Below are 26,073 nucleotides of genomic sequence, written 5' to 3'. Positions count from 1 at the left end.
TCAGAACCTCCTACAGGGCCGCATACGCGGGATACGCCAGCCGCACATCCGCGCCAGCCGACTGAGCTTTCGTCACGCCGTTCACGGACCGTGTGACGGTGAACGTCTGGGGATTGACGACCTCGTAGTCGTCGTACCGCACCTCGGGGTTGATGTTCGTGTTCGCCGACGAGGCGATCGACCGCGTCCCGATGGACGCCGACGTGGTCAGCGACGTATCCACCACCTCCACCTGCCACGGCCCCGGCTCCAGCGCGCCGACCAGCCAGGCCTTCGCCCGCAGCATGCTCCCAGCCACCTGGAAACGCACCCGCACATACGTCGTGCCCGGCGTGTACGTGATCCCCGTCGACAGCGCATAGGTGCCCAGTTGGGTCTCCGCCGCTGCCACCCGCTTACGGATAGACAAGATCAGCGTGTCGCTGGTAGTGGCCTCCACCCGGGCCATGTACAGGTTGTCGGAGTCCGTGTACCGGCCCGTCAGCCCGCCGTACAGGCTGCCCCCGGCCGCGGTCGCCGACGTGGTCAAGCTGACGTACACGTCGATGTCGGCGTACGCGAAATCGGTGATACACCGCCGCGACACGTTCGTCGACGCCAGGACATGGCTCCCGTACCCCGAGCCGACCGCATAGTCCGCCGCCGTGCCGCCGCTGGTGGTCCACGCCTGCCCGCTGTCGGCGGTTCCCCACCCGCTCGACACCGACCGGCCGAACGCGTCTGTCGCCCACGACGCCACATCCCTCACCAGCATCACCTCACCAGCCACTCGAACCTCGAACGGCAACTCCCGCGACCCGCTCTCCTCGGTGTCGCTCAGCAGCACCACATCCGCGTGCACGACATCCGACGCCGACGGCGTCGATCCCACCTGCGGATACAGATTCGCCAGCCCCGCCGTCCCCGGTGACGTCACCGTGCCGGAGAACTCCGTCCACACCCCAGCCGCCACGCTCTGCGAGACCGACGACGACGAGATGTACGCCCCCCCACCGGTGAACCAGTCGACGCCCAACGTGACACTGCGGCTGGTGTCACAGCGCAGCCACCCGTACACGTAGTACGAGGTGCTGGGACTGACCGCCACCTGATCTGACACCGCGTACGCGCTGCTGGACACACCGTCCGGCACGATCTTCAGCGACCACGACCCGCTGAATGGCGCATTTTCGGGCGTGGCCACACGGGAGATCGTCGCGCCGCCGCCCGCCGTCCAGCCGGACGTGTCCACCTCGAAGTCCGGGTTGGCGGTGAGCCGGTCACCAGACTCGACCCACACCGGGCCCGAGGTAGTCGCCACGTCCACGTCGGTCTCCGTGGTCGTCAGCGCCTCGTCCAGCTCACTGCCCGCAGTGTCTGCCCGGGCGTACCGGGCATCGCCCTCGGTGGCCACACTGAACGGCCCGAACGGCGTGCAGTTGTACGTGATCGTCCACGTGAACTGATCCATCACCTCGCTGTATCCCTGCACCAGCAGATCCAGCGTGTCCGGCGGCAGCCACACCGGCGGGTTGGTGATCTGGAGGCGCGAGCCGACATCCACCACCGCCGCGGCCTCGATACTCGCCGGGGCATTCGCCAGATTCACTGTGGCCTGCGGGAACCGGGTCTCGTCCCACGTCCCCAGGTGCAGGCGCCAGCCCGCGTGATGCGCGGGCTGGGTGTCGTCCAGCAGGTTCAGGGCGTACGAGGTGTCGTACAGGCCAACCCCGTCCGGCGGGGCCTGCGTGGACAGCGCGCCGGCGTCCAGCACGGCGCGCGCCGAGGATCCGCCCTCGCGCTGCACGGTCACGTCGTTGGTGACGGACTGGTCATCGTCCACCGGAGCCAGCGGCGCCACGAGCCCATCCGAGCCGGTGTAGTCGAGGCTGAGATCAACGGGCTGGTTGTACATGCTCGCCCGCGTCACATACCGGACCCCGAGGATGCCCCGCTGCTCAGCAAGGATCCCCTCGTCCACGCTCTCCGCGCTGCGCATCAGGTCCAGCGCTGTGTTGCGGGCCTGCGCGCCGCACTGCTCGTCGCCGGAGCGGGTCGCGTAGGCGTGGATGCCCTCCTCGCGCCCGAGCCGGGAGACGCGGGACGCCGCGGTCTCCGCCGTCCACCCGACAAGCGCCCCAGCTGTGGCTTTGAACGCGTCGGTGGTGTTGCCAAGGACGAGGTGCCCGACCGCGGTTCCATTCATGGCGCCGTCGCGGCACATGCGGAATCTCGTCACGCGGCCGGTGGTGTACGAGGCGAGGGTGCCGCTGAGAGTGAAGAAGCTGAGGGTGTCGCTGGGGACGGCCGTGGTGAGCGATCCGGCGATGTCGTAGACGGTGACGACCCAATCGACGTCTGCGCCGTCCTTGACGAGCTCAACGGTGATGATCTTCTCCAGGCCGTTGATGGAAGACGAGCTGAACCCGCTGTCGAGAATGTTCGTGCCCTCGTTGTCGAACGCGCGCAGCTTCACGTTGCCCGATGTGTTGACCTGGACGTCCCAGTACGTGGCAGACCCGGACTGCGAGAACCACAACAGCCGCTGCGTGGACACCACACCCGCAGCAGGCACCTTGACGAAGAACAAGATGTTCGTGTTGCTCGTCGAATCCAGCGAGTACTCCGGCACGCTGACCTGAAGCTGCCCGCTCGTCACCGTCGGCACCGGCGCCGACCCCACATAGTCGCTGTACCCGGCCACCGACACTGTGTCCGTGAACGTCACCGCTGGATGCCCGTCGAACGCCGACGCCAATTCGGTGGCGTTCTCCTCGTCCTCCATCGGCCAGTACGCCACCACGTCCGTCGCCGTCGTGCCCGTGTACGCGCGGAACACGGGGCTCTTCAGCGGCACAGCGCCCTGCCCCAGACGACGCAGCACGCCCGCGGCCTCGACCTCCGTCACCACATCGAGGCCGCCCGTGTCCCAGCGGGGCGTCCAGCTGGAGACCTCGCCGACGAACCTCACCTTGCGGTTAGTGATCTCCGCGTTCCCGGCCAGCGACCACGTCCGTCCCGCCGCATCCGCGAACGACGTCGTCCCGTCGGAATGGGCCGTGAAATCGGGGTTCGCCACGGCCGTGCCGCCGATCCCGTCCAGCACCTGCACCGCATGCACCCGGCCGATCGCCGGATGATGCCACGCACTCGACGCCGACTCGACATCCCCGATCCGTAGCGCCGCCGCGCTCGCGCGGATGCTGGTCGTCGCGCCGCCCGTGGTCGTGTCCCCGAGCTGCGTCCACGTCCCGTCGATCGAGTCGGACGTGTAGAACGTCAGGTCGTAACCGCTGGCGCCGTTGTCGACGTCCAGCGCCACCCGGACCGCCAGGCGCCCCGACGCCGTCAGCGGCAGATCATCCGAGATGACGCTGGTCGCCGAGCCGCCGCTGTTCCGCCACTGGAACAGCAGCTTCCCCAGCCGGGTGTACAGGGCCCACGCCCTGTCAGCCGTGGTCTCCTTGCCGATCAGCTCCGTGTACCCGTAATCCGTGTCCCCCGTCGACGGGTACTCCGGCAGGACCCAGTTGGCCAGCGTCGCATCGACACGGACGTCGATGTCCCCGGTGATGTCCAGCGCCGCCGCGTCAGGCGTCGAGGCGTAATCCCCCGCCGCACCAGGCAGGTCGAGCGCCACGGAGCCCGTATTCACGGACACCCTCACGGGCGTGTTGCGGCCGATCTGCCCGTAGTACGCGCCCTCCGGATTCCTCGGAGAGTACGTTCCACCCGTGTTGCTCAGGACGAAGCTGCACCGGCCCGCGTCAGCCTGCTGCCCCCAGTCCGAGCGGCCCCGGATGATGCGCACCTGGTCGCCGCCGCGTACGTCCGTCGTGATGTCGGTCCAGGTGGAGCCGTCCAGCGAGATGTCGACCTGGATCGGCAGCGGCGTCTGAGGGAACGTCATCACGGCCTCCCCAAGGCGGACTGGACATTGCCGCCCCGGTGGGCGATCGCCCGGCGCAGCGGGTCGATCACCACCTCACCGAGATCCCGCTCCCCGATGCGCAGCTGCACGACGATCGGCCGCCCATCCCAGCCTGCGGCACCCCCGGCCCGAGCCGAAGCCGAGGCGCCGCGGTCGGCAGTCGTCTGCGGAGGCACATTCAGCATCGACGCCCACGCCGGAGTCACAGACCGGTTACGGCGCATGCCCAGAGCGAATCCCTCGGCGGTGTAGTCGCCGATCTCCTCCATCACCTGCGACGGGCTCTTGATCTTCAACGCCCGCTTGATCGCCTTCTCCATGCTCTTGGCGATCTTCATCATCTGCTTCTCGATCGCATCCTGCTTCTTCTGCAGGCCCTTCACCAACCCCTCGGCAGCCTTGATCCCCGCCCCGTACATCGCATCCGCCGCGGTCGTCCCCGCCGACCCGGCAGCAGACACGATCTCCTTCTGCAGGGCGTTCAGCCGCTGGATCTCGCCCTTGCCGCCGCCGAGAACCGCCGCCGCCGTCTCCAGCCCCCCGCCCTCAACACCGGCCTCAGCGATCTGCGCGATCAAATCCTTCGACAGGCCGCGGCTCTTCAAGGACTTCAGCATGCTCGCGAACTGCTTCGCACTGGCGGCACTGCCCGTCATCTGCGACAACAGCGTGTTGATCGTGAGCCGGGCATCATCAGACCCAGCCGCCCGCGTGATACCCGCATCGGACACCACCCGATCCTTCACACTGCTGCGGAGCTGCGACGCCGCCGACCGCAGATCACCCAGCTTGTCCTTCGCCTTGTCCAAGGCCTTGTTAACGCCGAGGATCTTCTTCTCGTGCGAGATCAGCGACCGCCCGGCGCGGTCCAGCGAACGGAGCAGGCTGCGCTCCACACCGCCATGCGTCGCCCGCTTGATGACCGACCGCCACTTGTTCAGCGACGACGTCAGATCACCCAGCGAGTCAGGGGCCCCCAACTGGTTACGGATCTCAGGGTTGCGGTACCCCGCACGCTGCCCGAAGTAGCTGATCGTCAGCTCCCCGGCGGCTTCCTTCCGCGCCCGAGACTCCGCCTCAGCCCGCTCCTTCGCCCGCTGCTGAGCCTTCGTCAACCCACCCCGCTTCAGCCCAGGGATCAGTAGCTGGCCGCTGTTCAGAGCGTCGAGGAACCGCACCCCGTACTTGCGCACCGCCCGCGCCTGCACGACGTACTCACTGTCAGACACCCGAGCCATGGCGCCGGACGGGAACATGCCCAGGATGCTGTCCGACGTGTTCGTGCCCGGGCCCCGGATGCTCCCCCCGTTGGGGAACGCCTGCACCTCACCGCCCGCGGCGAACCGCTTCCGAGGCAGGGCACTGGCCAGACCACCGGACGCACCGAACGCACGCATACCACCCAGCAGCGCGGCACCCACCGCCGGGTTCCTTCGGTACACCACATCGACGTAGGAGGTGCCCAGCGACCTGCCGACCATTCCGCGGACCGCCGCCCTGAAACCTGCCGTGTTGGCGCCGATGCTGATGGTCTTGTTCTTCAGCCCGTCCCGCGCCCGCCTGACCGCTCCGATGCTGGAGTGCGCCGCCCGGGTCTTCGCCGTGACCCGGAAGCTCCCGTCCTTCAACCGCGTGACCTTCAGCCCCAGAGACTTCAGCATGTCGACTGCGTCCCTGGTCAGCGCCTTGACTGTGACGCTCTTGGACTTCGGGGTCTTCTTCATCGCAGAGATCACCGAGTCCAGCCCCGCCACGGCGTCCTCGGTACGCATCTCGATCTTCAGCTTCTTGGAGTCCGGGATCCGCATCATGGTCTTGGCCAGCTGGCGGGCCTGCGACTCCGAAAGGCCCAACGCCTCTGCGGCCGCGACGAACTTCTCACGGCCGCGGGCATAGATCCCATTGACCTTCTCCCACGGCTCGCCTGCCTCACGCGCCGCCGTCGCAGCCCCATCCATGTTCTGCGACAGGGCCCGCAGCGCTGCCTCGGCATCCCGGGCCCGCTTCGAGTTCAGGTCGAGCTGACCGTCGACCATCCGCAGCGCGCCGCCGTTCTCCTGCGCGACCTTCGCCACATCGTCGATGGACTGCTCGAACGCGTTCATCGCACCCGACGCCGCGCGGTTCACGTCGTTGAGAGCAACGATGCTCTGCCGGAGCCCATCCGCCGACGCCTTCTGCGCGTTCAGCTTCTCCTGCACCGCCAGTGACTGCGCACCGAACAAGCCCATGCTCTGCGCGGCGAGCTCCTGCTCGAACTTCATGTCCGCCAACGCCGACTTGTAGTCGTCCATCCGCGACGTGAACTCCGAGGCCTTGCCCTCCTCCGCGTACGCCTTCTTCAGCCGCTCGAACGCCGCCGCAGCAATGTCCGCTTTCCCTCCCTTGACCAGATTGGTCAGACCCGTATCGATCGCGTCGAGACGCTCCTTGGCCTCCTTGACCGGCGTCGAGTCCGCCATACCCAGCGAGAACACTTTGACGAGGCCTTGTTGGACCTTGTCGGCAGTCGACGGATCAGACACCGACCGGATCTTGTCGTACAGCTTGCTGAGGTCATCTCCGAAGACGCGGGCCGCCTCACCACCGACCTTGCCGGACTGTCCGAGCTTGCCCAGGCTGGTCGTCAACCTGTCCACATTGGGCGGCGCCTCGCGCCCCATGCTCGACAGCTTGTGCACCGCCACCGCGATCGCCGCGATCCCCGCAACGACCACCGAGGCTCGCGCCGCCACCCCCAGCGACAGGAACGCGGCCCTCAGACCCGCCAACCCGCCACCCGCGGCAGCCGACGCCGCCCCCAACGCACTGAGCCTGGCCCCCAGCGCGGACACCCCACCGGCAACCGCCGCCACCCCGGCACCGGCCAGCGAAATCATCTTCAGCCCGACCGCGACCTGCAACGCCACGGTCACCAGCTCCGGCGGCAACGCCGCCACCAGGCCCGCTGCGGCGTTCACCAGCGTCAGCATCCCCGGCCCGGCGGCCGCGGCGGCTTCGACGAGCGTGGACACCGCATCCCCGACGCTGGACATCGTCTCCCGCAAAGCGGGCCCGCTCTGCTGCGCGTACTCCATGAACGACCGAATCGGCCCCGACGCGTCGCCCTCCGACAGCACCCGCGAGAAATGAATCGCCCCGTCAACCGCGTCCCTCAGCGACTCGTTCGCGAACGCCGAGACCTTCTCCGAGAGGGCATCGAACCCCGGCGACGCCACCGCACCCCCGGCCACCGTCATCAGCCGGTCCAGCTCCGTCGACGCACCCCGCACCATCGGCGTCAGCTCCGGCACCACCTGACCCATGACCGCGAACGACTTCTCGACCGGCGCCATCGTGAACCGCGCCATGTCATCCGACCAGGCCCGCGTCTCATCGCGGAGCATCCCGTAGGCGACCGCAGCGCGCTGGGTCTCCTTCGGCATCGACCGCAGCGTCTGCGCGACCGCCTGTTGCGCCTCGACCGCCTGCTTGGAGCGGGCCCCGTACTGGTCGACGGCGTCGTTGTACTTGTCCTGCGCAGCCGAAACGTCCTGCAAGTTGGAGATCTGCGGCTTCAGCGCCGCCCCGAACGCCGCCACCGCCAGCCCCGCAGCGCCCGTCTTCGCCGCGATCGGCGCCATCGCCGCCGCCACCGGCACCGCAGCCGTCGCCAGCGGGACCAGCGAGCCACGAACACCGCCCAAGGACGCCGCGAGCTGGTTCATCGACCGGGACATCACCGAACCCTCGGACCGGAACCGGCCACCCATGTCCCGCAGACGGCCCTCCGTGTCACGGAAAGCCCGGATCGCGTCGCCGTTGTCGGCGCGGATGATGATCGTTACATCGTCTCCGGCCACTCTGGTTCACCTCCCTCCGCGGGCTCATCAGGGGCGCCGAGGCTCTCGATACTCAGCAGGCGCAGCAGACGCACGTCTTCTTGCAGCAGGGTCGTCAGGGTGTAGCCGGGGAACTGCCTGAGCAGCCCCAGCAGCCAGCGGGCATGGGCTAGCTCGCCTGGCTCTCGGACAGTGGTGCCATCGGGATGGCGGGCGCCGGGGAGTTCTCTCCAGAGGTGGAGCTCTCGGCCAAAGGGTCGGCCTCATGAACCCCCATGAGGGCGTCGACGTAGGCGTTGTTCAGCCGCCGGATCAGCCGCTGATCCCGGGTGGGAGCCTCGCTGACAGAGATCGGATTCCCCTGCTCGTCTTCGAGGTTCCACGAGATCAGGGCAGCGAAGAACCGGCCCATGGTCTGGGCCGTGTCCTCGCCCTCGCCCCCGTCCATGCCGGTGGCCTGCATGTACTCGCCGATGCTCATGCCCCGGAGCGTGGCCTCCAGGCCGTGGAGCTCGTCGCCCTGCTTGAAGCGGAGTGTGATGGTGCTGTTGGGCTCGCGGAATCCCACGGCCGCACCTCCAATCAGTGATCAGGGCCCGGTCAGGACCAGGTCGGCACAGTGCCGTCGGCAAGAGAGAACGGCGCCGACCACGTGAACTCGCCACTCGCCGCGCGAGTGAGCGCGTAGTCGGTGATGAGGCACTCGTTGTTGAGGGTCTGACCCGAGATGACGATGCCGATCGTCCGGTTCACCGACGTCGACGACACCGTCCGGAGCACGGCATGCGAGAGGTTCGACGCATCGTTGAAAACGCCGTTCATCGTGCCGCTGAAATCAGCGAGCAGCAGCAGCCGCTCCATCGCGCTCTTGTCGATACCCGTGACCTCCTGCGTGCCGCGCGGCAGGCTCCAGTCGAGGTTCGTGACGTCGTTGCGGATGTCCCGTGCGCTTCCGCCCGAATCATCCACATTCAGCGTGGTCCATCCAAGGCCGCTCTCCTTGGCCATGGTTCACACCCTTCCTGCCCTAGTGGGCTAGCCCTTGCGGCGGTCCTCGCTGAACCGGCCGAATTCCTCCTGCATGTGCTCCACCCAGTCCGCCGGCCGCACATGCGTGCGCTGACGGCCCGTCGGATTCCCCCGCCAGTCCCCATCACGGACCACGTACAGCTCAGGCCGAGTCCGGTGCTCGCCGAAACAGCGCTGACCAGCCTCGAACCGGAACACCGTCATGCCGTCCCCGCGGCGCTGCTCACGGAAAGTGCGCCCGGACTGGCCACGGATGTAGGCCGCCTGCGCCCGGCCGAGATCGGTGCGCTCATCGATGACGGACTCCCAGCCCCGCCGCCACGCGTCACAGCCGACCTGCTCACACACCGCCTTGACCGTCCTGTCAGGCCGGGAGCGGACGCTGAAGGTCTGGTAGGCCTGCATCGGCCCCTGCGGCGGGAGACGGAACGGCTCACCCATCGCGCACCCCCTCAGAACTCGGTCGCTGTGAGGTTGACGTTCACCGCGGCCGCGAATACGAGCGACGTGAACCCGCCCGTGGTCACCGTCACCGCCCGCACGTAGCGTTTGATCTCCGTCCCGGCGGCGATCGCGATCCGCTCCGTCGTCGGCGCCGCGGTGATCTGCGTGAACCCTCCGCCCGTGATGTCCGCGAACACGTCCGTCGACCCGTTGTCGTGGGAGTGCTGGAGCTTCACCGTCACGTCCGTCCCAGCGAACGAGAACGCCTGGAGGTACGCCTGCGCGCCGTGCACCGTGTGCGAGGAGATGTAGGCGTTGCCCTGCACCGTCCACGTCAGCGGCGTCGCATCCGTGACCGCGTCCGACGACGCCGACGCGACCGGCGCCGCCACCGCGGTGCCGCCGATCCCGCTGAGGACGGAGCCCTCGAAGAACTTCCCCGCCGTCCGGTTCACCGTGCCCTCCGACTGAGAGCCGATCTCCAGCACAGCCGTCGACGCATAGATCGCCGTCGTCGCGCCGACCGCCTGCACCGCACCCAGCTGCGTCCACGTCACACCGTCGTCCGAGGTGTAGAACGTGGCCTGCGCGTCCGACGCCCCGTCATCCACATCGAGCGTCGCCCGCACCCACGCCGTCGCCCCGTTGGACGCGGACACCGCCACCGACGACGTCTCCGACAGCTCAGACGCCCCGTCCTCCGTCCACCGCAGGATCAGGTTGCCGCCAGTCGTCACCGCCAGTGCGTAGCTGCGCTCGTCCGACGTGGCCGTGTACTTGGCGATGAGCGTCGACTCCGCCGCCGGCGTCCAGTCATCCAGGGCGACGCGGGCCCGGATGTCGATGTCGCCCGTGATGTCCAGGCTCGCGTCGTCGGGTGTGGACGCGTAGTCGCCGGATGTGCCGGAGAGGAACAGGAAGTCCTCGCCGTCGTAACCGAACTCAACTGCGGTGCCGTTCGTGGCGCTCGTGTCGGTGCGCTGCCCGGCCGTCAGCAGCGTTCCCCACTCCAAGCCGTACGCGTTGGCCAGCGAGGACACGCTGATAGTGAGGGAGCCGTCCGCGCCCCGGGTCGGGTTGTAATCGATCTGCTTGGCGACCATGCACGCCGCCTCAGACCCGAGGCTCGTACCGGTGGCCCACATCTCGTGCCGGTCCGTCGTCGGAAGACTGGAGAGCACCCCATGCGCCCGGCCTGAGGCGGGGTTGAAGAAGGACGTCCAGTTCAGGCGCCCGTCCCGCAGGAGACCGACGCGCTCAGGGGCACTCTTGTCGATGCCCGTCACATCCTGCGTGCCCGTGAGCCCGCCGCCGATCTCATTGCCCGCGCCGGTGTCGCCGGACAGGTCATACCCGCCGAGGTAGAAGGCCTGTCCGAGGCCGGACTGTTTGCTCATGCCGTCTGCCCCCATACGTCGTTGATGATCAGCGGGATGGTGAGGGTCGCGACCCTGTACGTGGTCCCGCCCTGGAAGTTGAGGTAGCCGAACACCGCGCTCAGGCCTGTGCCGTGCGCTCCGAGGAGATCCACGCAGCGCACACTGCTCCCGAAGTCGAAGTCCCCCGAGTACGCGGCTAGGAGGGCATCCGCGGCGCTGGTGAGCGCTGTGTCGACGTCGTCCTGCGGTTCGGTGTCGGCGGGCAGCAGCAGGAGGCCCCTCAGCTCCAGGCGGCCGGTGGTCGCCTGGAGTCCGGACGCGCCGGGAACGGGCGCGATGTGCCGCACCCAGAACGCCGCGGTGAGCCCAGAGCCCGGGGCACTGACCGGTTCGTGGGCGAGGACGTTCCCGAACAGGCCCGTTGCCATGGCGTGACTGATCGCCACGTTGCGGTAGGTCAGCAGGTCCAGGGGCATGGGCGATCACATCCGCCCCGTGTACCGGCGCAGCAGCCGCTCGCCGATGCCGACCTTGCGCTCGTTCAGGCGGTCGCGCGTGCGGATCCAGTGGTCATAGCCGCGAAACTTGGTCACCGGGAAATTCCGCGAGCCCACCCCGGCCAGCCAGGGCCCATACACGACCCGACTGTCCGTGATCTTGTGACCGTCCTCGACCCGGCACCGCGACTCGTAGTAGCCCGTCGGGTTCCGGAACACCGCGCGCATCTCGCCGCGGAGGATGGTCAGGCCCTCCTCAGCGAGCTGCCGCTCCAGATGGTCGACGTACGCGTTCGCGGCAACTCGGGCCCGCCCGTCGAACAGCGGGCCGGATCCGCGGCTGGAGACATCGAGCAGCACGTCACACGCTCCGAACCCGGGCTTTACGCCCGTGGCTGGCGTACACGCGCTCGCGCAAGTCCTTCAGCCCGCGGCCGGTGGTCTCGCGCTCCCACTCACCGGAGCCAGCCGTCCGCGCGTACCCGGACCGGCCCTGCAACAGGCTCGTGAGGGCCTCCCCGATACACATCTGTCGCACAGGCCCCGGCGGGTCCCACCGGTACACGATGGCGCTCGTGGTGTGCGTGGCCGCGGTGGTGCCGAGCGCGCCCCGGGTGACCGTGAGCGTGCGGGGGGCGTAGATGTCCGCGCCGGACGTGTGCGCGGCGAGCGTGGTCCCGTCCCAAGCGCGCGTGACGGTGAGCGTGTTGCCCGCGATCTCGTCGATGCGCATCTTCTCCGAGTCGATGAGGATGACCTCGTCGATCGCGTACGCGGCGCCGCTGGACACGCTGACAGACACGTTGTTGTTGGCCGCAGTCAGGTTCCCGCCCAGGTTCTGGCCGGTGTCGAGCTGGGAGCGGCCGGTGACGATGACGCGCTCGCTGTCGATGCGCAGCAGGCTGCCGACGCCGACGGCGGCCGAGGTGGCGGCATCGACGTCGATGCCGGTCCCCGAGGCGTCCAGCGCCTCCGCTGTGGCGCTAAGGGTGGTCTCGTCGTCGCGGTAACCCCACAGCCCGGTGATGGCGATGTCGCGCTGGTGGGTGTCGCCGCCGCCGAACGCCGAGCCGCTGCCGAGGTCGATCTCCAGGTAGTTGTACGGCGGGCCGCTGCGGTTGGGCTCCAGGAAGTAGTCGCTCGCCCCGATCGTCGTGCCGCCGCTGGTGAGGGTGGTGACAGAGATGAGTTCGGAGTCGTCCAGCCACAACCGCCACGACGTACCCGACTGCGCGTTGGGCCAGTTGAAGTAGCGCGTCGCAATCACCGGGTAGAAGTGCGGCCGGTGGCACAGGTCCTCGACGGCGCGCGACGCATCGTCCAGGACGCGGTCGATGCGGGCGTTGCTGCGCGCTGTCTCCCGCACATCGAGTTCGGCTTTGATCTCCTCGCGGGTCGCGTACGAGGGCTGCATCGTCACCGCCTCCCCGTCATGGAGGGGTCGACCTGGCCGAGGCGCTGGCCGCCCGCCCCCCAGATCGAGCCGTCAAACAGGCAAAACAGCTCACCGCGCGGCCCACTACGCAGCGGTTCCCCGCACTCCTCGCACGCTTGGGGAGTGCGGGTGCGGTCCTCGCGGTACTGCTGCGCGCCCTCGCGGAGGATGTCGAGGAGCCCGTACCACGAGCCTTCCGAGGCCCCCGGCAACCCGCCGCGCGCCGTCGCAGTGAGCCCGCCGAAAGAGCCCGCCGCGCTGCCGCTGGTAGCGCGCACACCAGCAGCAGTGGCGCTGAGGCCACCGAACTCCGCGAGCGCGGTGCCGGTGACGTCGGCTGGCTGTGGCGGGTCGTCCTCGGTGGACAGTGCGGTCGTTCCGGCAGCGAGGTGCCTGCCGTTGCCGGAGGCGTCGTTGATGTCGGTGAGCATGGGCCAGTCCGCCCACACCCCGGAGGTACGGACGACCGTGGCGGACTCCCACTCGGCCTCGATCTCGGCCTGCGACAGAACAGCCGACCACACCCGCACGTACGCGAGGCCGCCGTTGAACCACTCGCCGGAATCCCCGGCCGACCGGCCGAACAGCGTGATCCCATCGGGCGCGCTCCCGCCGGACACCTCTCCGGTGACGACGTTCGTGGCGCCGCCGATCGCCTTGGTGTAGATCTTCCCGTCCGTGGCACCGGTACCGGCGATCGTGACGGCGAGCATCCGCCACGTGTCGACCGCGAGCGCGTCGCTGCCGACAATTCCGCCGGTGTTGCCGGGGCTCACGACGACCGGCGTGGTGCCGCTGCTGCCCGTCGCGATGTTGACCGTGGTCGACGCGCCGGACGACGAGTGCAGCCGCATCATCGTCGAGAAGTCATCGCGGTCTACGCGCAGCCGAGCCCAGAAGACGGCCGTGAATGCCGTCGCGGGCGCGGGCGGGGCGCTGGCTGTGTAGCTGACGCGGTCGCTGGCCTGGTCGGATCGCTGAGACATCCTCGGTCACCTCCTTTCTGGGCTCGGGCGGGTGGTTCAGGCTGCGACGGTCAGGCTGAGATCGAGATCACCGGCGGAGATCGTGAAACTGTCCGCGGCCGTGACCGCGTTCGCCGTGACCGTTCCGGACCCGCCGAAGTTCCCGCCGGACGAGGCCGACCACAGCGAGAAATGCGTGTAGTCCTCCGTACCGGCCACGGCAGTCCAGACCAGGTCAGCCGACGTGGTCTTCGCGGCAGCGGACGCCGACGCCCACGTCGCTTGCTTACGGGTCGTCTCCGTCGCTGCGTTCGCGGTGCCCGCAGCGCCGGGGTCCCCGACGTGCAGCTGGACCCACGGGTAGGCGGTGCCCTGGTTGTCCAGGTGTGTGTTCGCCGCAGCGGTGGAGAATCCGACGGCCATGGCCTACTCCGTTGCGGTCTCGGCCTGCGCCGTGCGGGTGTCGTCGTCCTCCAGGAGACGGAGCACGAGGTCGTCCCGCTTGCCGGACTTGGGCAGGCCGCGTACGGCGAGCTGCTCCTTGAGCTGTTCGACGGTCCACGTCTCGTAGTCCGGCTCCTGCTCGCGGGGGGCCTCGGCCGCCTCGGGCTCGGCCGTGCCACTGTCAGGCCCCGGCTCCGCACCCTCGCTCGTCTCCTCTACGGGCGCTGGCTCTCCGGCCAGGTCCCTGGTGACGTCGAGCGGCTCCTCGACCAGCCCGGGTGCGGGCTCGGGGGCCTTCACCGGCTCCGGCACAGCAGCGTCAGCCGCCGCAGGCTCCGGCTGAGGCAGCGTCGCGTCGGACGCCCCACCGTGGCGGGTGATCTTCGCCATGGGATCTCCGTCCTCGAAAAACTCGGTGTTGTGGCAGCGAGGGCACTTGAACAGCCCCACTGCGTACTTCGTCCCGCACCCGTCCGGCCCGGCACACACCCACAGCGCCATGTCACAGCACCCCCGGAGCGATGTAGACGTCCACCAGCCCGCCCTTGGCGCTGCCGGCGGCAGCCACCACCAGCGTGTAACCGCCTCCGTGCAGCCACTGCCGGATGTAGGTGGTGTCCGCCGCACCAATGAAAGCGATCTTGTGGGTAGCGGCGGCGTTCGACAGGTTCGCGCCGATCGACGTGCCCGCACCGTTGTCCAGAACGTTCACGCCGTGCTGGTCGCACGTCATCGTCACGTCGTACTGGTCGGTCGGCTGCGTGCCCCCTGAGTCGGGGGTGAAGGTGACGGCGACGATTGTCCCGGCAGGCAGCGTCACCGAATTCCCGGACACGTCACCGGACGCATCCGAGGTCCAGTCGAGGCTGTACTTCCGCACCCCGGCCCCGCCCGTCACCGCGGATACCGTCGCCGTCACCGACCCCGCCATGTCAGCCAGCCACCAGGGTCGCGCCGTCGGTGAGTGGCACCCATGTCGCGTACCAGGTGATCGCTCCGTCCGGGCCCGTACCGGTGGTGACCTGCTCGACATCCCCGGTCGTCACAACGAGCCCGGACAGAGCAGCCGCGTTCTTGGCGAGCTGGTACTCGAACGTCGCGCCCGTCGTCGCAGGGTCGTCGACCGAACCGGCGAACCCGATGACCGTCCCGGCCGCCGTGTCCGTCGTCCCGAGGTCGGTGGCCTCGTTGACGTCGGCGCTGTCACCGGTCGTCGGGTTGACCACGAGCTTCACTGTGTTCGCGACGGTGATCGCGGTGGTGACCTTGCCCCACAGGGCGGTGATCAGCACCTCGCCGCCCGCGACGGTGAAGATCGTCCTCGTGTCGGCGGCGAACGCGCCGGACGGAGAGGAGACGGGCGGACGTCCGAGAACCAGGGAGCGAAGTTCGTTGCCCTGAATGAGAGTTGCCATGGGTCAGTCCTCCTCTCAGGTGTTGAGGTTCGCGAGGTTGGTGGGCTTGCGCTGCACGTTCAGATCCAGCGCCAGATTGATGATCGCCACGTACTTCGACCCGTTCGTGCCCAGGTCCGGCACGTTCAGCGACACCCACTCGTAGCCGTCGGACAGCTGCTCCGAGCCGACCTCCACCACGACGAGCTGCTGCGCCGACGCCGACCCGACGTCGGTGATCTCCGACGCGGCAGACTGCGACCCTTCGGTCCACGTCTCGTCACCGTCGAGGGTGGTCTCGTCCTGGTAATAGAACTTGGTGATGATGTCCAGGTCCTGGCTGGTGCCACCGGTCGCGGCGGTGTGCTCCTGGAGATCGAGGTCGAGGACGTCCGTCGATCCGCTCCCAGCGACCACGAGGAAGGCGACAGTGTCGCAGTCCTTCATGTGGATGCGGTTGCCGGTGATGGCCGCGCTGACGGCGTCCGCAGGGACGGCGCCGACAGAGGCGTTGAAGACCCGGCCGAGGCCGCGTGCTCCTGTGGTCATGATGTTGCCTCTCCCGGTGGGGTGTTAATGCCACCGTGGGGTTGAGCCCGGGGCGGGGGTTGATTGCCGCCCCGGGGCTGGCCAGGTCAGGTCAGGCGCGGGCCGCAAGCTGGACGAACGGCGAAAGCGTGGGGCCGTTGTTCTGCGGCGTGATCGCGGACTGGAGCCAGGGGCGGCCGTCGACGCGCTGGATGATGCGGTAGGCGGTCTGGTCGTTCTGGAACTTGAAGTGCGGCGAGCTCATCGCACTCATGACCTGCCGGTCGCCGATCAGGTAGAACCCGAAGTCCACGAAGCTGATGTCGCCGAGGTCACCGAGGACACCCGGCGCCTTCTCGGTGAAGATGACGGGCCGTCCGAGGATCGTCATCGGCGGGCCCTGCACGCCGTTGTTGAGCCAGATCGCCGACCCGCCCGTACCCACGGACAGGGCCATCGTGGCGAGCTGGGGGAAGGTGTCGATGGAGCACACCCACACGGCCCGGTCCAGGCTGGACGGGAGCATGCGGGAGTACATCTTGACGATGTTCTCCCAGACGATCGTGTCCGCCGCCTGGCCGGACTCCTTGGTGACGGAGATCGTCGCGGCGTTGCCCGAGTCGAGGGCGCCGAGGGGCTCGCCCACACCGGAGCCCTTGAGGAAGGCGATGTCCTCGTAGAAGGACAGAGCTTCGGGGAAGATCTGGTCGAGGAACGCCTGGAACGAGACTGCCGAGTCGGAGATCAGCTCGTTGGGGACCTCGGTGTACGCGGTGAGCTTCTTCGCGTCCAGGACGATCCGGCTGAAGGCGGCCTGCGACGCGGTGAGCGCTGCGCCTTCCTCGGTCCAGTAGCCGACCACACCGCCGTACACCGAGCTGACGTTGCTCGTGGAGTCGATCGCCGGGAACGGCACCCTGAGGGTCTCCATCGGGATGACCCGCGCCCGCTGACGCACCACGGAGGTCTCCAGTGCGACCGCGAGCATCTCCGAGCGGAGCGTCTCCGGGATCAGGAACCCGCCCTCGGACGGCACCGTCGAGGAGAACGCGTTGCGGACCCGGGACAGCTTCGCCTGCATGTCCGCGGTGCGGTTCGCGTTGTGCCAGATCGTCTGGAAGTACTCCGCGCTGTTCTTGAACTCGCGGTCCAGGACGGCGCCCATCGCCTTCGGGTTGTGCAGGTGGTTGCGGGCGTTGCCGGTCTGCACGACCGCCTTCGGGGTGAGGTCGAGCCGCTCGACGCCTTCAGGCTGGTTCTCCCGCAGCCAGTTCGCGAGGATCGCCTCGGTCTGCTCCTTGACCTGCGTCGCGATGGACAGGTCGCGGTTGTGGACCGCACGGGCGTAGTTGGTGACGAACTCCCCGAACGCACCGTTCTTGTCGGCGAAAACGCGCTGCATCTTCGCCGAGTCGGTGAGCATCGCCTCCAGCTCAGCCTGACCCGTCGGAATGGCCAGCCGCTCCGGGTCCATGCCGTTCGCCGGCGCCGGGGGCTCGGCGACCCGGTTGTACGCCTTGCCGGCCGCGGCCGGGTCGAACCCGGCCCGCTTGATCATGCGCTGGCGCAGTCCGGACCTCACGGTCTCGCGCTGCCTCCGGATGGTTGCCGTGTTCACAGTCGTGCCTCCCTGAGGCTGCGTTCGAAACTCTTCGGGTCGATTTCCGGGATCGGCTCGGCGCGCGCCGGGCCGGGTGCCGCAGCCTGCTCGGGGGCGGCAAGGTCGTGGGCGGCGTTCGCCATGAGGGTGCGCATGTAGTCGACGGCGACCTCATCGGCGGGCGGCGGCGGCTCGGGGACGTACACCACCTGCGGGGCCTCAGCTGTGGGTGCGGGCTGTTCGGGCTGCGGCACAGCGGGGGCGTCGTTCGCTGCGGCGGCGAACACGCTGCGGAACCAGCCCACCGCAACGGTCTCGGGATCCGCATCAGCAACGGTGTCGACAGGCGGCGGTACGTATGGTGCGGCCGGCCGTTCGGGCTCGGGTGCGGCGGGCGCGTTGTCGGCGACGCCTGCCATGTGGGAGCGGAAGTAGTCGGCGGCCACAGCGTGGGGGTCGGGTTCGGGCACGGTGTCGGCCGGGGGCGGCACGTAGGCGGGGGCCTCGCGTTGCGGCTGGGGTGTGGCGGGTGCGTCGCCTGCGAGTCCGGCCATGAGGGAACGCATGTGGTCGGGCTGGTAGCCGGGCATCGGGTCGAGGGCTGCGACCGCGGCCTGACGGAACGCTTCGGGGTCGAACACGACCGCGGCGGTGGGCGCGTGGTGGGTGTGGTCCTCGCTGCTGTCGCCGTCGGTGAGGTGCGCGCGCAGGTGTGCTTCCACGGCCGCGCGCTGCGCTTCGGGCACATCGGACTGCGGTAGGCGGGCGAGTGCGTTGCGGCAGGCGGCCAGGTTCGCGGCACCGGGGCTGCCGTCGCCGTCGACCTCGTGGTGAGGGAACTTGCAGGCTGCCTTGGGCAGCTCGCCGTTCTCGGCCTGGGCGGGGTCGTACCAGCCGTACGCCTTCTTCGCCGTCGCCACGCTCATCGGCGACGGCAGGCGGCGCTCGTTCGGGCCGGAGTCCCAGGGCCGGTCCACCGTCGCGGTGTGGTGGGTCGGCGCGGCCGTGTCCAGCGGCGGGGCGGGCGCTTCTTCGCGGCTGGCGTGCGCGTAGTTGTACACGCTCAGGTCCCACGCGGCGGCGATCGCACGGTCATCCGACGCCGCTTCCTCGTCCGGCACCCTCTGCGGCTCGGCGACCTCGTCCGCGAGTCCGGCCTCCACCGCCTCGTCGGCGAAGTACCAGGTCTCGGCCTGCATCCGCTTGCGCCACTGCAACTTCGTGCCGCCCGCGCGCTCGGCGTAGACCGCGGCGATGTTGTCGGACTGCCGGTCGAGGAAGTCGGCGTACTCCCGCAGCTCCTCAGGGCTACCGCAGGACACGCCCTGCGCGTCGTGGATCATCATCTGCGAGTGCGGGGACATGACGATCCGGTCCCCGGCCATCGCGATCACCGAGGCGATCGACGCCGCGAGCGCGTCGACCTGCACCATCACACGGGCCCGGTGGGAGCGCAGCGCGTTGTGAATGGCTAGCCCGTCGAAGACGTCCCCGCCGGGGGAGTTGACGAAGAGGTGGATCTCGGCGGCGTCGACCGTCTTCAGCTCTTCCACGAACGCCGCGGCCGTGATGCCCCATGATCCGATGTCTCCGTAGATGTGCACCGACGCGACAGGACTGCCGCTGGCCTCGTCCATGGCGTTGGTGATGCGGTACCAGGTTTCCTCGCCGCCCGGCGCGGGGAGCGCGGGCCGCATGGCGCGGCCGCGGGCGGCGATCTGCTCGGGTGTCGCGGTGTTCCAGCAGCGTCGCGTGCGGCCCATCGAGGCCTCCTCCGTGGTGTCCCAGACCGCTGTGACCGTGCCGCGGCAGCGGATCCCGCCCTCGCACTCCTGGTAGCCGCCCGCCCCGTACACGGCGCGCACGGCGTCGAGGTCCTCGAACTCGCGGCCGTCGATGTCCGCACACGGCGTGCAGTTGTGGACCAGGACGCCCTCTGCCCAGAACGTTTCGTCGTCCGGGATGGTGAAGTCGAAGACCTCTCCGGCGTGCAACTCCCGCTCAATTGCGGCGATTTGGGCCGTCGCTACCTGTACGCTTAGATCATGGACAGAACGTGTACGGACTGCGGAAACGCGGTCAAGCTCGGACCGCTCTGTAAGCCCTGCTCGATGCGCGCGGCGTGGCGCAGAAGACGTCCGGACTACACGCCGCCGACTTGCAAGACTTGCTCGGGCGAGATCACCAGCAGGTCGCGCCATCGCGCCATCTACTGCTCGAAGAAGTGCAAGTTCGCCGACCCTGAGTTCCTCGCCAAGATCAGGACCCCGAGGCGGCAGGTCACCAAGGTCTGCCCCGAATGCGGCAAGGAGTACAGCGTTCCCGTCGGCACCGCACACCGGTACATCCGCTGCTCGCGAGCCTGCAGTAACGCCCGGGGCATCACCGCCACGTGCAAGCGATGCGGTGCCGCCTTCCGGCACTCCCAGACCGACAAGCGGAGCCACTGCTCCGAGACCTGCCGCCGACCGCCCGTCATCATCTCCTGCGGCCACTGCGGGACGAACTTCCGCATCGTCCCCTCCGGCGCCGCCCGCAAGCGGTACTGCTCGGTCCGCTGCTACCGCGCCAGCGACGCCGAGACCAGCATCGAACGCCGGGTCCGCGAGACTCTCGAACACCTCGGGCGCAGTCACCGATCCCAGGTCCAGATCGGCCCCTGGGTCGTGGACTTCCTCGTCGGCGACTCTCTCGTAGTCGAGGCCGACGGAGACTACTGGCACTCGCTGCGCCCGGGCGTCGACCGCCGCAAGACCGCCGACATAGCCGACCGTGGATACACCGTCTGGCGCCTGTCCGAGACCGAGATCAACGGCGCTGACTTCCCCGTCGAGTTCAAGCGTCGACTGATCGACTACGAGGTCGCCCACGGCGAGATCCCCCGCGTTCCGCCAGGCGAAGCCACTGCCGTTCCGGACGAGGACCGGGTGGTCCCACGTCAGGCGAAGCGATCGGCCGTCAGTGAGCACCATCCTGGTCAGCTGCTCCTCGACCTCTGAGACAACGATCCGGTCTGGCTTTGCCCAGCGCCCGGAGTGCGTCAGCAGCTCGTCGTCGAGCGTGACGTCCTTTGCTGGCACCAGGCCGGACCGGGTCGTCACTAGAACCTCGGGGGCAAGACAGGTGTTCTGATCTAGGCGTTCTGTCGCGAAATAGCGGGCTTTGGGTGCGGCTTGCAGCGTGGCCACGCGCCCGGCGTTCTGGGCTCGGTGCAGGGCGCCGCCGAGCTGGTCGCGGCGGAACCAGTTCTTCAGCCCGCGCAGGAACCCGCCGACCTTCTCCGCCACGCTCGCTCCGGACGCGCCGGGCACGAGCAGGCGCAGCGCCTCACGGCCCGCCGCCGCAGCCGCATCTGCGGAGACGAGACCGGCGGTCGCGGCGGCGATCTCCACCAGCTCCGACCCGAACGCGTTCCGCAGGCCCTTGTCGAGCTTCGGCGGGCGGACCTTCACGCCCTGCTCGGCCGCTTCCTCGGCCATCTGCCTGGCCGCGGTCTCGGCCATGTCGGCGAGCGCCGACCGCAGCACGCGCGCGGCTTCATCAGACGCTACTGACAGACCAGACAGTTTGTTTATGTCGTCGGCATCGACGGCTTCCTCGATCTGCCGCTCCAGCTCCGTGTACTGCGCCTCAGCGACCGGCTCCCACGCCTCCAGCAGCGCGGTGAGTGCCTCGTCGAACTGCGCCCGCAGCGAGCCCAGGTCCGGGTCTGCGGCAGCCGCGCGGGGCAGCGTGCGGGGCCGGGACAGGACGGTGTTGTACGACGGCAGGTGCCGGGCTGCGGGCGTGAACGGCACGTGGTGGTGCAGGTCCACGCGAGCAGATGCGGCGGGCGCAGGCGCCCCAGGCGCCGGCACAACAGGCCGGTCGGGGATGTCGAAGCCGAGCAGCGGCAGAATCCACGGAGCCGTCGACGGGGCGCCCTTCACGATCTCCACCAGCAGAGCCCGGTCAGCATCGCCCGCGATCTCCGGCAGGCCGAGGTACTCGGATACGAGGCGCGGGTCCGCGTCGGCGTTGACAAGCCGCGCATACGCGGACGTCTTCTCTCGCAGCTCGGAGTTGCGGGCCGCAGCGTCCGGCGGTACCGGGTCGCAGTAGTCGAACTCCAGGGTGCGGGCCGCGTCCTTGCCGTACAGCGGGAGGAGGTCGTTGTTCAGCGCCTGCTTGAACCGCTCCAGCCGTGGCACGGTGAGCTGCTCGGCGAACAGGACCTTCGAGGCCTCGGCGGTGGCGCGGTTGACGTCCCCGACATCGCCGAGGACGAACGCTGGCGCGCCGAACGCCTCACGGATCACGTCGCGGGACACCTGCCGGAGTTCGGCGAACTGCATGTCGCGCTGGGTGTACTTGCGGTCCACCCACTTGCCGTGCTCCAGGATCGCGACCCTGTGCGCGTTCGCGACGCCCTTGTGCTGCTCGTTCCATCGCTCACGGAGCTCGTTGAATTCGGTGTCCCCCAGGGCCTGCGGGACTTCGATGATCCCGCCCGGCTCGGCGGAGTTCATGAAGAAGTTCCGGTTCCACTCGGCCGAGTACCGCGCCGCGTCGATCTCGGTGAGCACCGACTGCACCGGACCCATACCGCGGTACGGGTCCAGCGGGTTGGGCATGCGGATCTGGATGACGTCCTCGACCCGCAGCGCGATCTCCTGCCCGTCCGGTCCCGTGTACATGTAGCCGGAGATGAAGTCCACCGGATGCGGGACTGGCGCGATGCGGTCCGGGCGGACGGGCCACAGCTCCAGCGGGATCGGGGAGCGGGGGCTGCGGGCGATGACCAGCCAGCCCTCGCCGGTCAGGTCGATGTGCTGCTGCTCGGACTCCACCAGTTCCTGGCGGGTGAAGAACTTGTTGGGCTTGTTCCATAGGTCGAGGGCTGCGTGCTGGGTGACCTCGGTGCGGTCTTCCGGCAGCCCGGACGGGGCCTTGCGGTACAAGCGCCAGTTGACCAAGGCGGTCGCGTTCGATGTGCGGTTGACGATGGCGAACAGCGTGCCGACCGTGCCCATCGCGCGCATCTGCGCCTCAGCGCCGGTGGGCTGCCGCCACGGAATGCTGATGTTGGAACGGCCCGAGTACGGGACGGGGGCGCGGTTCAGGAGCGTGCCGAGGAGGGTTCTGGCCACCGGCCCCTCCCTTCACGCCTACCTGTCGTAGAACCGCCAGTTCAGGACGAACATCCCGACGCCCGCTACCGCGATGCCAGCGGCCACGTGAAGCATCATGACTGATCCAGACAAGAGAATGATGCCAGCCGTGTCAAGCAGGTACGGCATGGCCGTGTTCAACTTGCGTCCTGAGCTGGCGATATAGTCCTTCTTCGCGCTCACACCCACCTCACTCTTGTTCGGCCTCCGTTGTAGAAAGCCAACAGTAGGGCGTCGGCGTTGTCCGGGCTGCGGCCGAGCCGCTTCTTGATCTCGTCCTTCGGCTCCACCTGGATCCGCCCCTGCGCATCGACGTCCCACAGCGGCGCGAGCATCTGCGCCACCGTCGTGTCGCCGTTCTCCATGACGGACAGGTCCCAGCCCTTGCGCTCCGACAGGCCGCGGCCGACCTCCCACCAGATCTCGGCGCGCAGGTTTTTGAACTTGTCGGGCTTGCTGGCCTTCTCGGAGACGTTCACGGCGACGACCCGCGCACGGTGCTTGCCCTGACTCGCGAGGTTCCGCAGCTCGCCGATCACGCCGAACCCGACGCCGATCGAGTCGACCTTCACCGCGCCCGCGCCGCTCTCCATGATCGCCTGGAGCACGAGCGGCGCGATCTTCTCCGGCCGGTCCGTGTGCGCCCGCCACTCCCGCCCGGCGCGGCGGCCGCGGCGCTCACGGATGACGGTCTCGTCCCCACCGCCGCCGACATCAACGCCGAGCTCGACCGGCTCCAGGTCCTCCGCCTTGAGCTTGGTCTCGGGGTCGATGCGGCAGGCCGCGATGTCGCTCGCGCGCACGACGCGGTTGGGGGCGTCCTCGCTGAACTCGCCGAGGACCTTGGATCGGTAGAGGGGGTTGTCCTCGCCCCACTCCGCCGCTTTCTCCTCCACCCATTCCCGGCCCACCAGGGCCTGCGCCACCGGCTCCGGGACGTCCTCGCCGGTGAGGTTCGGGGTGTCGAACGCGCTGATGCCGATCACGTGCCAGCCGGAGCCGGGCACGCACACCTTCCGGAAGTGCGACGAGGGTGAGTCGGGGTTGCCGATCGCGAGGATCCGGCAGTCCGCGTTCGTCGTCAGCGCGTCCGCCGCCACCCACAGCTGCTCGGGGATGCCGCACGCCTCGTCGAGGATCACGAGGACGTAGCGGGCGTGGATGCCCTGGAACGCGGACTCGTCGTGGTCGGCGGGCTTCCGGCCGAACGCGACGAGCTCGTCGTCGATGTGCCACTCTGTCTGGTTCACCCGGCCGGCCAACTTGCCGCGGCGGTGGGTGCGGCGGATGTACCGCCACAGGATCGCCCGGACCTGCGCGAAGGTCGGCGCTGAGGTGACGACGAAGGCCTCGCCGGGCGGGTGCGTGTCGAGCCACCACGAGGCGACCAGCGAGGCCGTGTGGGACTTCCCCGCGCCATGGCAGGACCGTACGGCGGTGCGCCGGTGGTCCCGGACGCTGAGCATGATCTCGCGCTGCTTCGACCACACGATCTGGCGCAGGCGCTCCTGCACCCAGCCGACGGGGTTGTGCGCGTACAGGCGTGAGCGCTGTTGCAGGGCGCGGCGGTCGACCTTGCTGCGGAGTTGGTCGCGGATCTCGCGCAGGGCCTTGGTGTCTCCGGCGCGCACCAGTTGCTCGACCTGGTGGCGGATGCTGTCACGCGTCGGGGTCGTCACCGGCGCCGTCCGGGCCGAGGGCCGAGTCGAGGAGGCGGCCGATCTCGCGGCCGAGTTGCTCGGCTTCGACGCTGACGCGGGAGGGGGCGTCTAGGCCGAGGAGCTTGCGGAACGACTCGCGGGTGCGCAGTGCGCGGTCGACGGCCTTGAGCTTCATCTCGTCGTCGAGGAGCGGGGCGCCGGCGTCGTCGCGGACGATCTGGCCGTACGACACGACGTAGTGGTCGCGGCGGAGCACGTCGAGGACTTCGTCGTACATCGCCTCGAGGCGTGTGACTTCGAGGTGGATGAGGTCCTTGGCGGCGCCGTCGACGGCCTCGCGGACGGCGCGGCGGCAGCAGTCGATGGCGGACCGCCGGTGGATGCCGAGCTCGTCGCCGATCTGCTGGTAGGTCCAGCCTTGGGCGCGGAGTTCGGCGGCGCGTGCGTCGCGGCGTGCAGTTTCGATGCTGCGTTCGTAGCGGCCAGTGTTGTGGGCGCGGGCGTCTTGGTTGGGGTTGGCCATGGCGCCCTCCTGCCCTGTGGTTACCGTGTGGCTCGTTTTGATGGTAACGACGAGTGCAACTGGTGGACGGCGCACGCAGGCCGGAGGCCCGCTCCCGAGGTGGGGCGGGCCTCCGGCGTGGTGGTGGACGGGGTTACGAGCGGGGCGTCCACCGGGTGAGGCTGCCGCCCTCGTCGATGACGACGACCTGCCCGTTGACGGTGACCGCGCGGCCCTCGTCTTGGGCGTGCAGCACTTCGGCTTCGACCATGGCGGAGCAGTTGGTGTTGGTCGGGATCCAGGTGTGGCCGCCGTCGTCGGAGTACTCGTGGTCGTAGTCCTTGCTGCGGTCGAGGTTGGGCTTGTCCATGGCAGTCTCCGTTCGCGGTTCAGGCGGTGAGCGCGTCGGCGAGGAGGTCGACGCGGGCGGCGATGGGGAGGTCGACGGGGTAGAGCACGGTGACCGTGGCGAGGCCGACGGTGGTGCGCTCAGGCGTCGCGCTTGCGCTGCTTATAGCGGCGCTGCGCTTCTCGGCGGCACTCCCGGCAATCCCTCGCGCCCTTGCTGTCGACGTAGGCGTTCGCTTCGTTGCGCGGGTGTCCATTGCGGCAGTGCGTGGGCTCTTCCTTCGGGACCGCCTTGCGCTTCCGTGCCTCAGCGACCCGGGCGCGCCTGCACTGGCGGCACGTCCGTCGGCCGCTCGGCGGGTAGTAGGTGTTCTCCTCCGTGTACTCGTGACCCATCGAGCAGTGGGTCTTGGCCATGTTGAGCGCACTGAAGCTCGTGCTGCGACGGTTGTTCTCCTGACGCGTCACCGGCTCCAGGTGGGCCGGGTTCACGCAGCGACGGTGCGGACAATCGTCGGCAGCCCGACAGTCCTTGCTGCGGCTGTGGCAGAGGTGGTCCAGTTCCATGCCTGCCGGGATCGGTCCGACGAGCGCTTCGTAGACCACGCGGTGGGCCTGCTTGTGCACACCAGCCTCGCGGATCTGGCCGTATCCGCTGACGGTTGAGCCGGTCCAGACGACGCACCCGCCGTGCGCCGGGACGACGCGGGCTAGTACGCGTTCGGCAGCGGGCCGCACGGTCAGCTTGCGGAACGTGCCCGCCTCCTTGAGCCACCGCACGTGCTTGGGGTAGCAGGTGCGGCATCGGCCTCGGGCGAGCGGCCACTTCGAGGGCTTCCCGCAGTCCTGGCAGTTCTTTGGCATGTGTGTTGGACGACATTCACCATGCCTACGTCTGCGACAGCTTGGGCACCTTGATCACGACATGGTCGGTTTGCGTGCCTGCCGACGAGCGGGTGCAGATTT

Annotated in this window: 24 protein-coding genes and 1 pseudogene; 2 read left to right on the top strand and 23 right to left on the bottom strand. The window is 68.9% G+C overall.

Annotated features, from left to right (window positions below; all coding sequences use genetic code 11):
* Positions 1 to 10 precede the first annotated feature (10 nt).
* Positions 11 to 3,619: a carbohydrate binding domain-containing protein gene (locus OO63_RS31655; RefSeq protein WP_157854095.1), complete on the bottom strand. Its 3,609-nt coding sequence runs from the start codon at positions 3,617 to 3,619 to the stop codon at positions 11 to 13.
* A 94-nt stretch (positions 3,620 to 3,713) separates the two neighbouring features.
* Here OO63_RS31655 and OO63_RS45665 point away from each other — a divergent pair, with 94 nt between their 5' ends.
* Entirely contained in the window at positions 3,714 to 3,878 is a 165-nt protein-coding gene (locus tag OO63_RS45665) for a hypothetical protein (RefSeq protein ID WP_157854094.1), read from the top strand.
* A gap of 10 nt (positions 3,879 to 3,888) precedes the next feature.
* Here the strand turns inward: OO63_RS45665 and OO63_RS31650 are convergent, their stop codons facing one another.
* The 16 genes from OO63_RS31650 to OO63_RS47830 all read right to left on the bottom strand — a co-directional run bounded on the left by OO63_RS31650 (position 3,889) and on the right by OO63_RS47830 (position 19,647).
* Positions 3,889 to 7,752, bottom strand: coding sequence for a hypothetical protein (locus tag OO63_RS31650; protein WP_030362659.1), 3,864 nt, complete (start codon positions 7,750 to 7,752; stop codon positions 3,889 to 3,891).
* Positions 7,753 to 7,900: 148 nt separating this feature from the next.
* On the bottom strand, positions 7,901 to 8,299 hold the full coding sequence (locus OO63_RS31645; protein ID WP_030362658.1) for a hypothetical protein: 399 nt from the start codon (positions 8,297 to 8,299) through the stop codon (positions 7,901 to 7,903).
* Positions 8,300 to 8,331: 32 nt separating this feature from the next.
* On the bottom strand, positions 8,332 to 8,739 hold the full coding sequence (locus tag OO63_RS47085; RefSeq protein WP_234311408.1) for a hypothetical protein: 408 nt from the start codon (positions 8,737 to 8,739) through the stop codon (positions 8,332 to 8,334).
* A 27-nt stretch (positions 8,740 to 8,766) separates the two neighbouring features.
* Positions 8,767 to 9,201 (bottom strand): hypothetical protein, encoded by a 435-nt coding sequence (locus OO63_RS31635; RefSeq protein WP_030362656.1) that lies wholly within the window; start codon positions 9,199 to 9,201, stop codon positions 8,767 to 8,769.
* Positions 9,202 to 9,212: 11 nt separating this feature from the next.
* On the bottom strand, positions 9,213 to 10,601 hold the full coding sequence (locus OO63_RS31630; RefSeq protein WP_030362655.1) for a hypothetical protein: 1,389 nt from the start codon (positions 10,599 to 10,601) through the stop codon (positions 9,213 to 9,215).
* Positions 10,598 to 11,059: a hypothetical protein gene (locus tag OO63_RS31625; protein ID WP_030362654.1), complete on the bottom strand. Its 462-nt coding sequence runs from the start codon at positions 11,057 to 11,059 to the stop codon at positions 10,598 to 10,600. Before OO63_RS31625 ends, OO63_RS31630 begins: the two co-directional genes overlap by 4 nt.
* A gap of 6 nt (positions 11,060 to 11,065) precedes the next feature.
* Entirely contained in the window at positions 11,066 to 11,440 is a 375-nt protein-coding gene (locus tag OO63_RS31620; RefSeq protein WP_030362653.1) for a hypothetical protein, read from the bottom strand.
* A 1-nt stretch (position 11,441) separates the two neighbouring features.
* The gene (locus tag OO63_RS31615) at positions 11,442 to 12,500 is read right to left on the bottom strand and encodes a hypothetical protein (RefSeq protein WP_157854093.1); all 1,059 of its coding nucleotides are present in this window, start codon (positions 12,498 to 12,500) and stop codon (positions 11,442 to 11,444) included.
* Positions 12,497 to 13,501: a LamG-like jellyroll fold domain-containing protein gene (locus tag OO63_RS31610; protein WP_030362651.1), complete on the bottom strand. Its 1,005-nt coding sequence runs from the start codon at positions 13,499 to 13,501 to the stop codon at positions 12,497 to 12,499. Before OO63_RS31610 ends, OO63_RS31615 begins: the two co-directional genes overlap by 4 nt.
* Positions 13,502 to 13,537: 36 nt before the next feature.
* Positions 13,538 to 13,903: a phage tail fiber protein gene (locus OO63_RS31605; protein WP_051811367.1), complete on the bottom strand. Its 366-nt coding sequence runs from the start codon at positions 13,901 to 13,903 to the stop codon at positions 13,538 to 13,540.
* Positions 13,904 to 13,906: 3 nt separating this feature from the next.
* Positions 13,907 to 14,314 (bottom strand): SAP domain-containing protein, encoded by a 408-nt coding sequence (locus tag OO63_RS31600; RefSeq protein WP_157854092.1) that lies wholly within the window; start codon positions 14,312 to 14,314, stop codon positions 13,907 to 13,909.
* Between the two features lie 112 nt (positions 14,315 to 14,426).
* The gene (locus OO63_RS31595) at positions 14,427 to 14,843 is read right to left on the bottom strand and encodes a hypothetical protein (RefSeq protein WP_157854091.1); all 417 of its coding nucleotides are present in this window, start codon (positions 14,841 to 14,843) and stop codon (positions 14,427 to 14,429) included.
* 13 nt (positions 14,844 to 14,856) lie between these two features.
* Complete coding sequence (locus OO63_RS31590; protein ID WP_030362647.1) at positions 14,857 to 15,339, bottom strand: hypothetical protein; 483 nt, start codon at positions 15,337 to 15,339, stop codon at positions 14,857 to 14,859.
* 15 nt (positions 15,340 to 15,354) lie between these two features.
* Positions 15,355 to 15,867, bottom strand: a complete 513-nt coding sequence (locus tag OO63_RS31585; RefSeq protein ID WP_030362646.1) for a hypothetical protein — start codon at positions 15,865 to 15,867, stop codon at positions 15,355 to 15,357.
* Positions 15,868 to 15,958: 91 nt separating this feature from the next.
* Complete coding sequence (locus tag OO63_RS31580) at positions 15,959 to 17,464, bottom strand: phage major capsid protein (protein WP_030362645.1); 1,506 nt, start codon at positions 17,462 to 17,464, stop codon at positions 15,959 to 15,961.
* Entirely contained in the window at positions 17,461 to 19,647 is a 2,187-nt protein-coding gene (locus tag OO63_RS47830) for a head maturation protease, ClpP-related (protein WP_397622227.1), read from the bottom strand. The genes OO63_RS31580 and OO63_RS47830 overlap by 4 nt, the downstream gene beginning before the upstream one ends.
* Between OO63_RS47830 and OO63_RS47825 the strand changes: the two genes are divergently transcribed.
* Positions 19,558 to 20,445 (top strand): DUF559 domain-containing protein, encoded by an 888-nt coding sequence (locus tag OO63_RS47825; protein ID WP_397622226.1) that lies wholly within the window; start codon positions 19,558 to 19,560, stop codon positions 20,443 to 20,445. The genes OO63_RS47830 and OO63_RS47825 overlap by 90 nt on opposite strands.
* Before the next feature lie 1,077 nt (positions 20,446 to 21,522).
* Here the strand turns inward: OO63_RS47825 and OO63_RS47820 are convergent.
* The 6 genes and pseudogenes from OO63_RS47820 to OO63_RS44095 all read right to left on the bottom strand — a co-directional run.
* A pseudogene (locus OO63_RS47820) lies at positions 21,523 to 22,458 on the bottom strand (phage portal protein); the annotation flags it as partial.
* A 135-nt stretch (positions 22,459 to 22,593) separates the two neighbouring features.
* Positions 22,594 to 22,779, bottom strand: coding sequence for a hypothetical protein (locus tag OO63_RS31570; protein WP_030362643.1), 186 nt, complete (start codon positions 22,777 to 22,779; stop codon positions 22,594 to 22,596).
* Positions 22,776 to 24,275 (bottom strand): hypothetical protein, encoded by a 1,500-nt coding sequence (locus OO63_RS31565; RefSeq protein ID WP_051811365.1) that lies wholly within the window; start codon positions 24,273 to 24,275, stop codon positions 22,776 to 22,778. The genes OO63_RS31570 and OO63_RS31565 overlap by 4 nt, the downstream gene beginning before the upstream one ends.
* Complete coding sequence (locus OO63_RS31560; RefSeq protein WP_030362641.1) at positions 24,256 to 24,780, bottom strand: helix-turn-helix domain-containing protein; 525 nt, start codon at positions 24,778 to 24,780, stop codon at positions 24,256 to 24,258. The genes OO63_RS31565 and OO63_RS31560 overlap by 20 nt, the downstream gene beginning before the upstream one ends.
* 133 nt (positions 24,781 to 24,913) lie before the next feature.
* Positions 24,914 to 25,129 (bottom strand): hypothetical protein, encoded by a 216-nt coding sequence (locus OO63_RS31555; protein ID WP_030362640.1) that lies wholly within the window; start codon positions 25,127 to 25,129, stop codon positions 24,914 to 24,916.
* 119 nt (positions 25,130 to 25,248) lie between these two features.
* Positions 25,249 to 25,887: an HNH endonuclease signature motif containing protein gene (locus OO63_RS44095; protein WP_051834917.1), complete on the bottom strand. Its 639-nt coding sequence runs from the start codon at positions 25,885 to 25,887 to the stop codon at positions 25,249 to 25,251.
* Positions 25,888 to 26,073 lie beyond the last annotated feature (186 nt).

The sequence above is a fragment of the Streptomyces alboflavus genome, from assembly GCF_000716675.1.
In the GTDB taxonomy this organism is placed as follows: domain Bacteria; phylum Actinomycetota; class Actinomycetes; order Streptomycetales; family Streptomycetaceae; genus Streptomyces; species Streptomyces alboflavus.
This window is presented reverse-complemented; position numbering and strand designations above follow the sequence as displayed.